This window comes from Staphylococcus hyicus (genome assembly GCF_000816085.1).
Classification (GTDB): domain Bacteria; phylum Bacillota; class Bacilli; order Staphylococcales; family Staphylococcaceae; genus Staphylococcus; species Staphylococcus hyicus.
This window is the reverse complement of the sequence record NZ_CP008747.1, coordinates 2,428,947-2,442,736: the sequence shown is the minus strand read 5'-3', so window position 1 is coordinate 2,442,736 and position 13,790 is coordinate 2,428,947. Positions and strand designations below refer to the sequence as shown.

The window sequence follows — 13,790 nt, the reverse complement described above, 5'->3', positions numbered from 1 at the left end:
AAGGATCTTTAAATGAAACAGCTTGAGAGCATATTAAAGAATATGATTCAACCTTTATTAGAGCCTGAAACATATTCTAACCTTTTAACGAAACTGATTATTGTATTGATTTATGTACTGGCAGCGTTTATTGTTACGCGAATTTTAAATAAAGTTATAACACAATTTTTCAAAGTGAATAACAAATCTAAAAAGACACCACGTGCGAAACGTTCAAAAACATTAATTACCTTAGTGCAGAATGTGGCTGGGTATATTGTGTGGTTTATTACCGGGACTACGATTTTAAGTAAGTTTGGCATTAGTGTTGAAAGCATTTTAGCAGGGGCAGGTGTTGTCGGCCTTGCGATTGGTTTTGGTGCCCAAACATTAGTGAAAGACATTATTACCGGATTTTTTATCATTTTTGAAAATCAATTTGATGTCGGCGATTACGTGAGCATTAAAAATAATGGTTCGCCGATTGCTGAAGGTACCGTGAAGTCGATTGGATTACGTTCAACACGTATTATGTCAATTACTGGTGAATTATCGACTATCCCTAATGGTACGATGAGTGAAGTGACCAATTTCTCTGTTACAAATGGCGTTGCACTTGTCGATATACCGATTTCAACGGGTGAAAATATTGAGTTGGTTGAACAAAAATTGGCCGTGTTTTTGAAATCTATTCCTAAAAAATATGGTATTTTTATAGATGTCCCTCAAGTCTTAGGTGTGGATTCTATAGAAACGTATCAAGTGACGTTACGTGTTTCCGCTGAAACATCGCCAGGTGAAAATTTTAAAGGTGCACGTATTTTACGTCGAGAGATAAGAGGATTTTTACAATCCGAAAACATTGAAGCACCTGTGCCAAACTTAGCACAAATGTATAAAAACATGACGCAACCGAAACCGTGATAAAGAATAAATTAGGGTGAGGAGTAGATCGATGTCTTCAAATTATGAAATCAATGATATAGTAGAAATGAAGAAACAACATGCCTGTGGTGCCAATCGATTCAAAATCATTCGTATGGGTGCAGACATTAGAATTAAGTGTACCGCTTGTCAACGAAGTATTATGTTGCCACGTCAAACGTTTAATAAAAAATTAAAAAAAGTACTCGAAAAAGCGAGTCAAGATGAGAAGGAGTAATGAACTATGGCTTTAACAGCTGGGATTGTTGGCTTGCCAAACGTAGGTAAGTCTACACTTTTTAACGCAATTACGAAAGCAGGTGCGCTTGCGGCAAACTACCCATTTGCGACAATCGACCCTAATGTAGGGATTGTAGAAGTACCTGATACGCGTTTGTCAGAATTAGCACGTATCGTAAATCCTAAAAAAACGATTCCAACAACATTTGAATTTACTGATATTGCTGGGATTGTAAAAGGTGCTTCTAAAGGTGAAGGTCTGGGGAATAAATTTTTATCACATATTCGTGAAGTAGATGCCATTTGCCAAGTTGTACGTGCGTTTGATGATGAAAACGTTACGCACGTTGCTGGACGTGTGAACCCTATTGATGACATTGAAGTTATTAATATGGAACTGGTTTTAGCAGATTTAGAATCTGTAGAAAAACGTTTACCACGTTTAGAAAAGCTAGCAAAGCAAAAAGATAAAACAGCGTTAAATGAAGTACGTATTTTAACGCAAATTAAAGGTGTTCTTGAAAATGGACAACCTGTACGTAGTATTGATTTTAATGAAGAAGATCAAAAATATGTAAACCAAGCACAACTACTTACTGCGAAAAAAATGTTATATATCGCAAATGTCGGTGAAGATGAAATTAACGATGCGGATAATGAAAAAGTAAAAGCGATTCGTGATTATGCTGCGCAAGAAGGCTCTGAAGTTATCGTGATTAGTGCGAAAATTGAAGAGGAAATTGCGACTTTAGATGATGAAGATCGTGAAATGTTCTTAGAAGATTTAGGTATCGAAGAACCAGGACTTCACATTTTAATTCGTAAAGCGTATGAATTATTAGGGCTTGCAACGTACTTCACAGCAGGTGTGCAAGAAGTACGTGCGTGGACGTTTAAAGAAGGTATGACAGCGCCGCAATGTGCGGGGATTATTCATACGGACTTCGAACGTGGCTTTATCCGCGCGGAAGTGACAGGATATGATGATTTCGTTACGAATAATGGTGAACAAGGTGCCAAAGAAGCAGGTAAAATGCGACTTGAAGGTAAAGAATATATTATGAAAGATGGCGACGTAGTTCATTTCAGATTTAATGTTTAGCGATAAAAAGGGTTGGGGTATTGCCAATCTATTCATCAAAAATAGCCAACAACGTCCATAAGTACAAGAACAATGTTGGAGGTTATTGATCTTTATTCATACATTTAGTCTTTCTGATGGGCATGATGATGCATTTAACTTATCATTTTGATTAATGCCTTAGCCGAGACTTTTAAGGCATTAAACCGAAACTGAAAATCCATTAAAAGAGCGGGCAGAAATCTGTGAGATTTCATTGCTCGCTCTTTTAATGAGTTGAGGTAAGGCCCTATAAAAGCGGGGTTAGGATACCAATCAAAAATGAACTGATTGATATCCCAACGTCGTTGATTATAAACGCACAGTTTTGCGACGGCGAAGGAGAAAGGGGTTAAATTTACGTTTGATTTTTAGCGAAATCTTACTTTTACATCCAGGACATTTGTTCGGTTCAGAATCTAGTGTTATCAACACTTCTTCCCCGCAATTTGGGCAAAATACAGACGGTCGACCTTGCGGATGACTCAGACTTTTTTCAAACTTTCTACTTTTTACTTTTAGTTCAACACTCACTGATGACACTCCCTTTTACATTAAGTATGTATCTTCTCATTTTTATTGTTCTATCATACATATTTACTAAATAAATTGATTTAAACGCACTTTTACGTTAAAAGGCCTAAAAAAGATGCGATGTGGGGGCATCGCATCTGTATATTCGGTTTAATTGGATGTATATTATGCTTTTTCACTTACAACTGTAATATGCTGATTAACGAAGTCTGCATTTTGAATTTCTCTCACAACGGCAATAGCATAATCTGGATAACTAACATAGCTTTCACCGTCGGAATTCATTAATACCACATTTTGTCCGACTCGGTAGTTACCGGTACGGGCACCGTCAGCATCATAAAAAGCTGAAGGACTGATAAATGTCCATTTTAAATTAGAAGACGCTTGAATATCTTCTAAATTTTGATTTTGTGCTTTGGCGATGGGTAAGGCAAATTCTGGAACCATTGACGTTTCGAGGACTTTTTTCGTTTTCGAGTCATCTGTATACAAACTACCTGCGCCGCCGACAACGATGAGGCGTGTATTCGTCCCTTCTAACGCTTGAATTAAATGACGACCTAATTCAATATGTTGCTCAGTAGCATCCATCGGCGCAGCAAATGCATTGACGACCACATCAAATTGCGTCAAATCATCACGCGTTAATGCAAATGCATCTTTTTCTAAAATGGGCACATTGTCAATCACTTTAGATGCATGCCGTACGATAGCGGTTACCTCCAAATGATGATTTAAAGCTTCTACCAAAATGAGTTGCCCTGTCTTACCTGTAGCTGCAATAATGCCTACTTTCATAGTAAAAACCTCCAATTAGTTGGTATATTAATTATACCTTTGTTAGTGAAAGACGTCTAAAGCGTTGCTTGTGAAATATTCCTTTAAATTCTAATTGTAAAAAGTAATTGCTTATGGTAAAATACTGGAATGTGAGTAATGAAAATTATTCCTTGCTTAACGGATATTGTCGTTAAGCCGTATAGACCACAAGGAGGTGCAAATATACAATGAGAAAATATGAAGTAATGTACATCGTGCGTCCAAACATTGAAGAGGATGCAAGAAAAGCAGTTGTTGAACGTTTCAACGGAATTTTAGCTTCTGAAGGCTCTGAGGTATTAGAAACTAAGGACTGGGGTAAACGCCGCTTAGCTTACGAAATCGAAGACTTCAAAGATGGTTACTACTACATCGTACGTATCCAATCTGAAAATAACGTTGCTACTGACGAATTCCAACGTTTAGCAAAAATCAATGATGATATCATTCGTTACATTGTTGTACGTGAAGACGAAGACAAGTAATAGAATAGAAATGAGGCGTGAATATGCTTAACAGAGTTGTATTAGTTGGTCGATTAACAAAAGATCCAGAATACAGAACGACGCCCTCAGGTGTAGGTGTTGCGACTTTTACTTTAGCGGTAAATCGTACATTTACAAATAACCAAGGGGAACGTGAAGCAGACTTTATTAACTGTGTTGTTTTTAGAAAGCAAGCAGAAAACGTGAGCAATTTCTTGTTCAAAGGTAGTCTCGCTGGCGTTGATGGTCGCTTACAATCACGCAGTTACGAAAATCAAGAAGGCCGACGTGTCTATGTGACAGAAGTTGTGTGTGACAGTGTTCAATTCCTTGAACCTAAATCACAAAACCAACGTCATTCGAATAACCAAGGCAATGACTTCCAAAGTTATGGCCAAAGTTTCGGTGGACAACAACAAGGTCAAAATTCATCATATCAAAACAACAACAATCATTCATCGAACAATGATAACCCATTTGCAAATGCAAATGGTCCTATCGATATTAGTGATGATGATTTACCATTTTAAAATAATGAACGTATTATAAGAAATAAGAAGTAAGGGAGGCACAAATCATGGCAGGTGGACCAAGAAGAGGTGGTCGTCGTCGTAAAAAAGTTTGTTACTTCACAGCAAACGGTATTACACACATCGACTACAAAGACACTGAATTATTAAAACGTTTCATCTCAGAACGCGGTAAAATTTTACCACGTCGTGTGACTGGAACTTCAGCTAAATACCAACGTCAATTAACGACTGCAATTAAACGTGCACGTCATATGGCGTTATTACCATTCGTTAAAGACGAAGCGTAAGCGATGGTAATGAAAAGTCTCGCACCATATTAGGTGACGGGACTTTTTTTATTCAATCGATGTTGCTAATGGCACGACACTTTTTTATAATGGAATGTAAATTTCACAACAATAGAGAAGACATAGGAGTGAACATCATATGGCATGGAGAGACAAAGTGATAGCTACATTGAAACGATGGTTTAAAATTGCACCACGGGAAACGATTGAAAGTGAAAGCGCCGCACGTCCTATTACGCGTCGAGAAAGAATTGCAGGAGTTGGAGTGGGTTTAATGCTTCTCATTGGCTTTTTTAGCATTAATACCGATGTGCTGTCGCTATTTAATGTACTTGTGGGGATGATTGCTTTTCTCATTGCAGCGATTTTGTGGAAAACTGCGCATTTAAAATTATTCAAATTCAAAAGCATAAAAACATCACATCTTTTACTTGCAATTGGTGTCTTTATACTTATTGCACTTATTGATCAATTGCTATTTTTATTATTAGGATCTGGAGAAACGTCGAATGACCAAGCGATTGATCAAGCTATCCAAATGCGTTCAACAATTTGGTTGGTTATTTTAGGGACGTTTATAGGACCATTTATCGAAGAAGTGGTATATCGAGGAATGGGGCTTAAATATATGTTTAGGGGCTTACCAATAGTAGGTGTCATCATTTTATCAACCTTCTTTACATACACGCATGGGCCATCAAATGTAATCGAGTTCTTAATTTATTTTCAATCTGCTGTATTATATAGCTTGGTTTATTTAAAAACGAAGCGTATAGAGTTACCTCTACTGATGCACGTCGTTAACAATGCATTCACATTTATCCCTTTATTATTTCAATAAAGATTTTTAGGCGCATTTAAGAAGGTAGATTTGTGATTGAACGGATCTATTAAAATGCGCCTTTTATTCTCTGCAATTATTCGCGCCAAAATTTTGTCGAATGTTGTTTGTCTTCTATATTTTTATCAATCATTTTGTGTATAAGGTCAAAATTAACCTCGTCAGTCCACTTAATTTTCATGAACATCTTCGTTGTTTGATAGCCAGCTTTTTTAATCTCTTCTTCAAAATAATCACGTGTATATTTTTCAGGTGCAACGGCAAAATGGGGTTTTGCTTTACTAAACCCTAAAATAAATGTGCCATTGTCCTTTAATAGTAACATCGGTTGGTTCCATTTTATTTCTAAAGTGAGTTGAGGATAATCAGTGAGTAATTGATCAATCACGCTTTTCAATTTTTCACGATGTTCGGGTTTTTCAATCGTCTCCAAAAAAGCTTCAAATGTTTTCATACATACACCTCGTTTGATTTATTTAAAAATATGAAGATTGTTATTTTGTTTACTATAACATATTTTAACATTCCAGAGTCGCAATATCATATCAAGTATGTTACCTTAATATCGAAAACCGATATCGTATAGCGACATTTACAAAGGAGGTCGTGAATTGAAAAGCAAACTAGAGCGCCGTATGTTTTTAGGGTTTATTTACATTCATATATTACATCATGCTTTAGAGGCACCTATTTATGGAAGTTGGATGATAGAAGAGTTACGTGAACATGGTTATGACATGAGTGCGGGTACTTTATATCCAATTTTGCATCGCATGGAAGACGAAGGGTTACTTGAAACTGAAAAAGTGATTGTCAATGCTCATCAGCGTATTCATTATCAATGTACGCCTTTTGGAGCGCAAATGCTTCAAAAGAGTAAACGTAAATTATCAGAGTTATTAAATGAGATTTAGGAGGGCATGCGATGCAAGGTTACATACAATTATTTTTCATTGCTTTAAGGTTAGGGTGTACGTCTTTTGGAGGACCTACAGCACATTTAGGTTATTTTTATGATGAGTATGTGAAACGTCGCCAATGGCTCACAGAATCGCAATATACGCAGTTGGTCGCTTTATGTCAATTTTTACCAGGCCCAGCGAGTAGTCAAGTTGGCTTTGGTGTAGGTGTCGCGAAAGCGGGTGTTATAGGAGGCATCATTTCTTTTATAGGTTTTACACTGCCTTCAGTCTTAATATTATTTATATGTGCACGTTTTCTTAATAGTTCAGGAATGGATATGGATTGGGTCAACGGGCTTAAAGTTGTTGCGGTTGCCGTTGTGTTAAATGCGATATTAGGTATGGCACAAAAACTTCTACCTGATATGAAAACGAAATTGTTTGCTTTAGTGACACTCGTCATAACATTGCTTGTGGCACATCCGGCCGCACAAGTTGCCGCACTCATGCTCGTTGGACTTGCGGGGTGGGTGGTGTTTAAAAATGAACGCATTGAACCGACGCACATACGCCTGTTTCACATTCATCGTGTTGTTGGACTAAGTGCACTCGTATTATTTTTTAGTCTTTTATTATTATTGCCAATATTGAATGCAATGTCACAATCAATTTGGATCGCGATGATTGATCATTTTTATCGTGCAGGGGCACTTGTGTTTGGCGGAGGTCATGTCGTTTTACCTTTATTAGAAGGCGCGTTTGTAGGCGGGCATATGATGCGTGCAGATGACTTTATTACTGGCTATGCTTTAGCACAAGCCGTTCCTGGACCATTGTTTACGTTCGCAGCGTATATAGGAGCTGTCATGTCAGGTTGGAAGGGGGCCATTATCGCGACGCTCGCAATTTTTCTGCCGGCCTTTTTATTGCTAGTCGGTGTATTACCATTTTGGGAACATGTTCAACATAACGCCCATATGCGTAAAATACTTAAAGGCGTAAGTGCGGGCGTGGTAGGTATATTGGTTGCTGCATTTTATGATCCGATACTTACGTCTGCTGTCCATACACGCATAGACTTTGTGTTTGCGGCCATTTTATTTGTGCTATTAGCTTATTGTAAAGTGCCATCATGGGCGATTGTCGTTTTAGGAATTATCGGGGGTGTGATATTGTACTAGCCCACCTCACAGTTGACACTAATATCTGTTGTGCAAACAATTAGGTTGAATGTATTAAATGGAACGATAAACGGATTTTAAAGCCTGTGGTAACGCCTAGCCATCGAATTGAGATTTAAGTGCAACGTTAATCGCATTAATAATTTGGAGAGAGCGGTGCGTTGCATATTTTATACCCTAATTGTAAACTTATTTAAAATTTCGTTTACAATTATGCTATACTGTCCTATAGATTAGGAGGTTTTATGATGAATTTAGCAATGCGCATTTTGCAAGGTGAGCCATTAACCAAAAGTGAGGCTTATGACATTTTTGTAGATCAGTCGTTCGACACGATGGATGTCGTACATGAAGCATATCAACTAAGAAAACATTATTATGGGCATAAAGTAAAACTGAATATGATTTTAAATGCTAAAAGTGGGATTTGTCCTGAAGATTGTGGCTACTGTGGACAATCACGTGAAATGAAAGAAAAACAACGCTATGCTTTAATTCCAGAGAACCAAATTACAGAAGGGGCTAAAGTCGCAGCGGAGAATGAAATTGGTACATACTGTATTGTGATGAGTGGTAGAGGGCCGAGTGATAAAGAAGTGGATCACATTACGAAGTCGGTTGAACGTATTAAATCTGAACATCCGCAATTAAAAATTTGTGCATGTCTAGGGTTAACGAATGAGAAACAAGCAGCGCAATTGAAGGCGGCTGGTGTGGACCGTTATAATCATAACTTAAATACGAGTGAAAACTATCATGATGAAGTCGTTACAACGCATTCGTATCAAGACCGTGTCGATACGATTGAGACGATGAAAGCACACAATATTTCTCCTTGCTCGGGCGTTATTTGTGGTATGGGGGAAACAAATCAAGATATTGTGGATATGGCGTTTGCTTTAAGAGACATTGATGCAGACAGTATCCCAGTCAACTTTTTACATCCTATTAAAGGGACAAAATTTGGAGAAATGGATGAGTTAACACCGATACGTTGTTTACGTATTTTGGCCTTATTTAGATTAGTTAATCCGACAAAAGAAATTCGTATTGCGGGTGGTCGTGAAGTCAATTTACGTTCATTACAATCTACCGCATTAATGGTAGCGAATTCTATCTTTGTAGGTGATTATTTAATTACAGGTGGTCAACCAAACCAACTGGATTACGATATGATTAAAGATATGGGTTATGAGATTGATTACAACCATGATGCCGTAAAACCTGTGAAAACAGTATAAAATATAAAGGAGAACTGTCGATGAGACTACGTGTTTCGTTGGCAGTTTTTAATTGGTGTACAGATGGTACATGATAAAAAGTTAACTTTACGCCCTGAGAAGGATAGCACGACATTTAATCCGTGTTAAAATAATGCTAATGGTAAAAGGAAGTGATCACATGTATAAGAAATTGCTTGTCAGTGGTTTTGTTATCACATTATTAACGACAGGGACAATGTATCAAGCAGAGGCTGCTAATCAATATAAACCTAAAGAAGATATTTTTATTCAAGGGGCCGACTTAAATCAAAAACAATTGAATGAAACGAAAGACATTCTTGGTGTAGACCATAACGTAACGACATATAAAGTTGACCATAATGACGTGATTCGCTATACAGGTACAGAATATGATTTTATTCATTCGAGTGCGTATATTAAGCCTAAAATGTTTGGTAGAGGGGTATCCGTTGAAATAGAAACACCAAAGCATATTACCCGCATTACACGTGAACAATACATGAATGCGGCGATAACAGCGGGAATTCAAGATGCGACGATTAAAATAGCGGCCATCGATCAAGTGACTGGTGAAGGGGCACTCACGGGCATTTATAAAGCTTATGAATCACAAGGGCACACGTTAAATCAAAAAGACATTCAAAACGCGCACCAAGAAATGAATGATTTAGCTAATATTAGTGAGTCAAATGCGAAAAAAGAAGGCTATTCAGATGAAGCATTAAATCAAGCGATTGCAGACATGAAAGGACAAATTGCTGAAGCGAAACAAAATAATCAACAAATCAATCACACTACGATTAATCACATTGTAAATCAAACAATTCATAAAAATAATTTATATCAAGTGTTGAGTGACAATGATGTGGCAGTCATCCAAAATTTAATGATGAATGTGGCAAAATCAGATGTCATTAATCAAGACCCTAAAGCTTATGAAAAACAAGCAAACGCACTTAAAAATGATATTCAAAAACATGCAAGTGATAAAATCGAAGCGTTGAAAAATCTTAATACTGAAGAAGCACGAAATTTCTTTCAGCAAATCTGGGATGCGATTGTTGAGTTCTTTACACGCATTTATCATTGGTTAATGTCATTTTTATAAATAAGGTAAAGCACATCATGATGATATGTAAAGCGATAAATATATCGTGCATTGTCATCAAATCGAAAAAGGAATCGCCTTCAACGTTCATCTTTAACTATGAATGTGAAGGCGTTTTCTGTAGCGTAGAAACAGTTTCAAGTCTAAGTTATTTACAAAGTGCTTGAATCACGGGGCGTCGGCTTAATGTTGGATAGAGTAGCGAAACGACAACGAGTGTAAAACAAATACCTGGTAGTGCATGTGCAACGAGTACAATGGGTGGTAAATGTAAAAATGTTGCAAGGATAACGCGAGAGACTAACGTCCCGACACATCCTGCAAGACATAATGTTCTCAGTGAGACGCCTAAACCGTAGACAACTCCGATGGCAACGAGTCTAAAAATTATAGACACACATAGATGAAGCGGGTTGAATACACCGATAATGAATAAAATCACACTTGAAATCAGTCCGCCGATAAAATATCGTTTAATCCCAAAAAAGGCCAAAATTAATAGAGATACAGGCGCTGAGAGTTGGAATTCTAGTCCGGGTAAAAGTGCGGGTAGTTTAAATAAGGCAAAAACGGTTAACAGTGCAGCAATCGCACTGATTTGTGTCATGAATTTCGTCGTCATAATCAAATAACCTCAAAGAAATAATTTATAATATTATTATACATTATAATCATGCGATTTCTGAGGGTCAAATGATACGCGGGAAGGTAAACACTTCACATACATTAAGGGTGAAAACAAACTGTGCGTGTTTATGGCGAAATCTACATATTTTATACCCATATATATAAAGGGGGCAGCTACCCTATTAATCAAAAAAACCCAACAAAATTCTTCGCACATGAATTTTGTTGGTTATCGTTATATAAATATTTAGCCTTTATGAGGGGAAGTTGATGAATTAAAACATCCCTTTGATTGCTTCCTTAGCCGAGACGTCTAAGACATTAAGCCAAAACCGAACATCCATTTTGAGCGCAGAAATCTCTTGGATTTTACAATATATAAGGCAGCAGCTGACTGGATTGCGTATGCGCTTAGAAAAGCGAGGCGCTAGGACATAAATCTTTTCAATTTATGTCCTAGCGCCGTTCGCTTTTTTATAGGTTTTAATTACGGATGAGGTAATCAAATGCAGATAATGCTGCGCTTGCACCAGATCCCATTGAAATAATAATTTGTTTGTAGCGTTGATCTGTACAGTCTCCCGCTGCGAAAATGCCAGGGACGCTTGTTTGATTCAATCTGTCTACTTCGATTTCACCCATACGGTTGCGTTGAACGGCATCGCCAACCCACTCTGTATTTGGGGATAAACCGATTTGAACAAACACACCATCTAATTCAACGTGTTTAGATTCGTCAGTTGCACGATCTGTATACGTAATCCCATTAACACGATCTGTACCTGTAATTTCAGAAGTTGCAGCATTAGTGATTACTGTCGTGTTCGGTAATGAGCGAAGACGTTCTTGTAAAACAGAGTCTGCACGCATTTCTTCACCGAATTCAAACAATGTCACGTGTTTACAAATACCTGCAAGGTCAATGGCAGCTTCTACCCCAGAGTTACCACCACCGACAACAGCGACATCCTTACCTTCAAATAATGGGCCATCACAGTGTGGGCAGTATGCGACACCTTTGTTGGCAAATTCGCTTTCACCAGGTACGCCAAGTTGACGCCAACGCGCGCCTGTAGCGATGATTAATGATTTTGTTTTTAACGTTGCACCGTTATTTAACGTAACGTCTGTGCCTTCGTCCGTTTTTTGAATCTTATCAGCACGAACACCTTTCATGATGTCTACTTTGTAGTCTGAAATGTGTTGTTCAAGGTTTGATGATAGTTCAGGACCAGTTGTCTTTTTCACGCCGATTAAGTTTTCGATATCAGCCGTATCATTCACCTGACCACCAATACGGTCAGCGACAATACCTGTTTTTAAACCTTTACGGGCAGCATAAATCGCTGCACTTGCGCTTGCAGGACCGCCACCGATGACAAGAACGTCGAATGTTTCTTTGCCTTCAAATTCAGACGCATCAGGACCTTCGCCTAATTCGTTTAAAATATCTGAAACGGTCATACGGCCATTACCAAATGATTCCCCATTTAAGAAGGTGGCAGGCACAGCCATGATGTCTTCAGCTTCTTTTTTGAATACGGCGCCGTCAATCATCGTATGTGTAATATTTGGATTGAGGACTGACATTAAGTTTAATGCTTGAACGACATCAGGACATTTTTGACATGTCAAGCTGACAAACGTTTCAAAATTTAATGGTTTGTCTATTGCTTTGATTTGATCGATCACAGATTGTGATTCTTTTGGTGCGCGACCACTGACTTGTAGTAAAGCGAGCACAAATGAATTAAACTCGTGACCTAAAGGAACTCCTGAAAAAGTGATACCTGATTCCTCATTTGGTCGGTTAATACTAAAACTTGGTGTGCGTTTTAAATCAGCTTTTTCAACAGTAATGTGAGATGACATGTCTGCAACTTCGTTTACTAAGTCGCTTAATTTTTGTGAATGTTCATCAGTGCCAGCACTTAATTTGAACACCACGTCACCTTCCATTAAATCAAGGAGCTGTGTAAGTTGTTGCTTTAACTCTTGGTTTAACATATATTTTGGCCTCCTAAAAATGTGAATGGATTGAGAGCGGGACAACAATCTCATTCAATGGGAAGATTGCTGTCCCGCCCAGGCAATAATGAAACGTTTGAATACCTTCAGAAGGAGGCAATCAAACGTTTCTTGTTGTGCCTAAACGGAATATTTATGAATAAAAATTGGAATAAAATAATAATGATAGGATGAATGGCAAGGGATAGTATAATAAATCTACCCCCGTATCTCTATCGTTCTTCAACGCTAGAATTTATATTTTGCTTGGGTGATTGGATAAAAATTCTAGAGATGCATATAGGTGTAGCCATTCATTCATCAAAAAGATAGTATTCGAACTTCTTAGATTTTACCTACTAAGTCTAAACCTGGTGTTAATGTGTCGTTACCTTCTTCCCATTTTGCAGGACAAACTTCACCTGGGTTTTGACGAACGTATTGCGCAGCTTTAATTTTGTGAACTAAAGTGCTTGCGTCACGGCCGATACCGTCAGCATTGATTTCAGCTGCTTGAACAACACCGTCAGGGTCAACGATGAATGTACCACGTTGTGCAAGACCAGTGTTTTCATCTAAAACGTCAAAGTTACGAGTGATGGCTTGAGATGGGTCACCAATCATTACGTATTGTAATGTGCTGATCGCATCTGAATGATCATGCCAAGCTTTGTGTACGAAATGTGTATCAGTTGAAACAGAGTAAACATTTACGCCAAGCTCTTGTAATTTTGCGTAGTGATTTTGAACGTCTTGTAATTCTGTTGGACATACGAATGAGAAGTCAGCTGGGTAGAATACAACTACACTCCAGTTCCCTTTTAAATCTTCGTGAGATACCTCAACGAATTCGTCTGTTTTTGCGTTGTACGCTTGTGCTGAAAATTCTTCAATTTGTTTACCGATTAAAGACATAATGAAATTCCTCCTAAAAAATGATAGTGATTATTATTGAT

Annotated in this window: 16 protein-coding genes; 11 read left to right on the top strand and 5 right to left on the bottom strand. The window is 37.8% G+C overall.

Features of this window, described 5'->3' with window-relative positions:
* Positions 1 to 12: 12 nt before the first annotated feature.
* The 3 genes from SHYC_RS11620 to ychF are packed head-to-tail and all read left to right on the top strand — an operon-like array spanning position 13 to position 2,245.
* Positions 13 to 903 (top strand): mechanosensitive ion channel family protein, encoded by an 891-nt coding sequence (locus tag SHYC_RS11620; protein ID WP_039647336.1) that lies wholly within the window; start codon positions 13 to 15, stop codon positions 901 to 903.
* A gap of 31 nt (positions 904 to 934) precedes the next feature.
* Positions 935 to 1,141, top strand: coding sequence for a DUF951 domain-containing protein (locus SHYC_RS11615; protein WP_039647334.1), 207 nt, complete (start codon positions 935 to 937; stop codon positions 1,139 to 1,141).
* A 6-nt stretch (positions 1,142 to 1,147) separates the two neighbouring features.
* Positions 1,148 to 2,245 (top strand): redox-regulated ATPase YchF, encoded by a 1,098-nt coding sequence (ychF, locus tag SHYC_RS11610; RefSeq protein ID WP_039647332.1) that lies wholly within the window; start codon positions 1,148 to 1,150, stop codon positions 2,243 to 2,245.
* 717 nt (positions 2,246 to 2,962) lie between these two features.
* Here the strand turns inward: ychF and SHYC_RS11605 are convergent.
* On the bottom strand, positions 2,963 to 3,598 hold the full coding sequence (locus SHYC_RS11605; RefSeq protein WP_039647331.1) for an NAD(P)-dependent oxidoreductase: 636 nt from the start codon (positions 3,596 to 3,598) through the stop codon (positions 2,963 to 2,965).
* A gap of 209 nt (positions 3,599 to 3,807) precedes the next feature.
* Between SHYC_RS11605 and rpsF the strand changes: the two genes are divergently transcribed.
* The 4 genes from rpsF to SHYC_RS11585 all read left to right on the top strand — a co-directional run bounded on the left by rpsF (position 3,808) and on the right by SHYC_RS11585 (position 5,765).
* The gene (rpsF, locus tag SHYC_RS11600) at positions 3,808 to 4,104 is read left to right on the top strand and encodes a 30S ribosomal protein S6 (protein WP_037565086.1); all 297 of its coding nucleotides are present in this window, start codon (positions 3,808 to 3,810) and stop codon (positions 4,102 to 4,104) included.
* Positions 4,105 to 4,127: 23 nt separating this feature from the next.
* Complete coding sequence (ssb, locus tag SHYC_RS11595; RefSeq protein WP_037565084.1) at positions 4,128 to 4,634, top strand: single-stranded DNA-binding protein; 507 nt, start codon at positions 4,128 to 4,130, stop codon at positions 4,632 to 4,634.
* A 47-nt stretch (positions 4,635 to 4,681) separates the two neighbouring features.
* Positions 4,682 to 4,924: a 30S ribosomal protein S18 gene (gene rpsR / locus SHYC_RS11590; protein WP_037565082.1), complete on the top strand. Its 243-nt coding sequence runs from the start codon at positions 4,682 to 4,684 to the stop codon at positions 4,922 to 4,924.
* 139 nt (positions 4,925 to 5,063) lie between these two features.
* Complete coding sequence (locus SHYC_RS11585) at positions 5,064 to 5,765, top strand: CPBP family intramembrane glutamic endopeptidase (protein WP_039647328.1); 702 nt, start codon at positions 5,064 to 5,066, stop codon at positions 5,763 to 5,765.
* A gap of 76 nt (positions 5,766 to 5,841) precedes the next feature.
* Here SHYC_RS11585 and SHYC_RS11580 read toward each other — a convergent pair whose 3' ends face one another.
* Positions 5,842 to 6,219 (bottom strand): iron chaperone, encoded by a 378-nt coding sequence (locus SHYC_RS11580; RefSeq protein WP_039647325.1) that lies wholly within the window; start codon positions 6,217 to 6,219, stop codon positions 5,842 to 5,844.
* 157 nt (positions 6,220 to 6,376) lie between these two features.
* On the opposite strand from SHYC_RS11580, the gene SHYC_RS11575 reads away from it, so the two are divergent.
* From SHYC_RS11575 to SHYC_RS11560, 4 genes are all read left to right on the top strand, one after another.
* Positions 6,377 to 6,679 (top strand): PadR family transcriptional regulator, encoded by a 303-nt coding sequence (locus SHYC_RS11575; RefSeq protein WP_039647322.1) that lies wholly within the window; start codon positions 6,377 to 6,379, stop codon positions 6,677 to 6,679.
* Positions 6,680 to 6,690: 11 nt separating this feature from the next.
* Positions 6,691 to 7,848 (top strand): chromate efflux transporter, encoded by a 1,158-nt coding sequence (chrA, locus tag SHYC_RS11570; RefSeq protein WP_039647319.1) that lies wholly within the window; start codon positions 6,691 to 6,693, stop codon positions 7,846 to 7,848.
* A gap of 248 nt (positions 7,849 to 8,096) precedes the next feature.
* A complete protein-coding gene (gene bioB / locus SHYC_RS11565; protein ID WP_039647317.1) occupies positions 8,097 to 9,089 on the top strand; it encodes a biotin synthase BioB in 993 nt (330 codons plus the stop codon).
* 160 nt (positions 9,090 to 9,249) lie between these two features.
* Complete coding sequence (locus SHYC_RS11560; RefSeq protein ID WP_039647315.1) at positions 9,250 to 10,200, top strand: DUF1002 domain-containing protein; 951 nt, start codon at positions 9,250 to 9,252, stop codon at positions 10,198 to 10,200.
* Positions 10,201 to 10,348: 148 nt separating this feature from the next.
* On the opposite strand, the gene SHYC_RS11555 is transcribed toward SHYC_RS11560, so the two are convergent.
* The 3 genes from SHYC_RS11555 to ahpC form a co-directional block, all read right to left on the bottom strand.
* Complete coding sequence (locus SHYC_RS11555; RefSeq protein WP_039647313.1) at positions 10,349 to 10,822, bottom strand: hypothetical protein; 474 nt, start codon at positions 10,820 to 10,822, stop codon at positions 10,349 to 10,351.
* 488 nt (positions 10,823 to 11,310) lie between these two features.
* Positions 11,311 to 12,834 (bottom strand): alkyl hydroperoxide reductase subunit F, encoded by a 1,524-nt coding sequence (gene ahpF / locus SHYC_RS11550; RefSeq protein WP_039647311.1) that lies wholly within the window; start codon positions 12,832 to 12,834, stop codon positions 11,311 to 11,313.
* A gap of 345 nt (positions 12,835 to 13,179) precedes the next feature.
* A complete protein-coding gene (gene ahpC / locus SHYC_RS11545; RefSeq protein WP_037565060.1) occupies positions 13,180 to 13,749 on the bottom strand; it encodes an alkyl hydroperoxide reductase subunit C in 570 nt (189 codons plus the stop codon).
* Between the last annotated feature and the right edge of the window lie 41 nt (positions 13,750 to 13,790).

Coding starts and splice junctions, on each gene's coding strand:
- SHYC_RS11620 (WP_039647336.1), top strand. CDS start 13: ATGAAACAGCTTGAGAGCATATTAAAGAATATGATTCAACCTTTATTA.
- SHYC_RS11615 (WP_039647334.1), top strand. CDS start 935: ATGTCTTCAAATTATGAAATCAATGATATAGTAGAAATGAAGAAACAA.
- ychF (WP_039647332.1), top strand. CDS start 1,148: ATGGCTTTAACAGCTGGGATTGTTGGCTTGCCAAACGTAGGTAAGTCT.
- SHYC_RS11605 (WP_039647331.1), bottom strand. CDS start 3,598: ATGAAAGTAGGCATTATTGCAGCTACAGGTAAGACAGGGCAACTCATT.
- rpsF (WP_037565086.1), top strand. CDS start 3,808: ATGAGAAAATATGAAGTAATGTACATCGTGCGTCCAAACATTGAAGAG.
- ssb (WP_037565084.1), top strand. CDS start 4,128: ATGCTTAACAGAGTTGTATTAGTTGGTCGATTAACAAAAGATCCAGAA.
- rpsR (WP_037565082.1), top strand. CDS start 4,682: ATGGCAGGTGGACCAAGAAGAGGTGGTCGTCGTCGTAAAAAAGTTTGT.
- SHYC_RS11585 (WP_039647328.1), top strand. CDS start 5,064: ATGGCATGGAGAGACAAAGTGATAGCTACATTGAAACGATGGTTTAAA.
- SHYC_RS11580 (WP_039647325.1), bottom strand. CDS start 6,219: ATGAAAACATTTGAAGCTTTTTTGGAGACGATTGAAAAACCCGAACAT.
- chrA (WP_039647319.1), top strand. CDS start 6,691: ATGCAAGGTTACATACAATTATTTTTCATTGCTTTAAGGTTAGGGTGT.
- bioB (WP_039647317.1), top strand. CDS start 8,097: ATGAATTTAGCAATGCGCATTTTGCAAGGTGAGCCATTAACCAAAAGT.
- SHYC_RS11560 (WP_039647315.1), top strand. CDS start 9,250: ATGTATAAGAAATTGCTTGTCAGTGGTTTTGTTATCACATTATTAACG.
- SHYC_RS11555 (WP_039647313.1), bottom strand. CDS start 10,822: ATGACGACGAAATTCATGACACAAATCAGTGCGATTGCTGCACTGTTA.
- ahpF (WP_039647311.1), bottom strand. CDS start 12,834: ATGTTAAACCAAGAGTTAAAGCAACAACTTACACAGCTCCTTGATTTA.
- ahpC (WP_037565060.1), bottom strand. CDS start 13,749: ATGTCTTTAATCGGTAAACAAATTGAAGAATTTTCAGCACAAGCGTAC.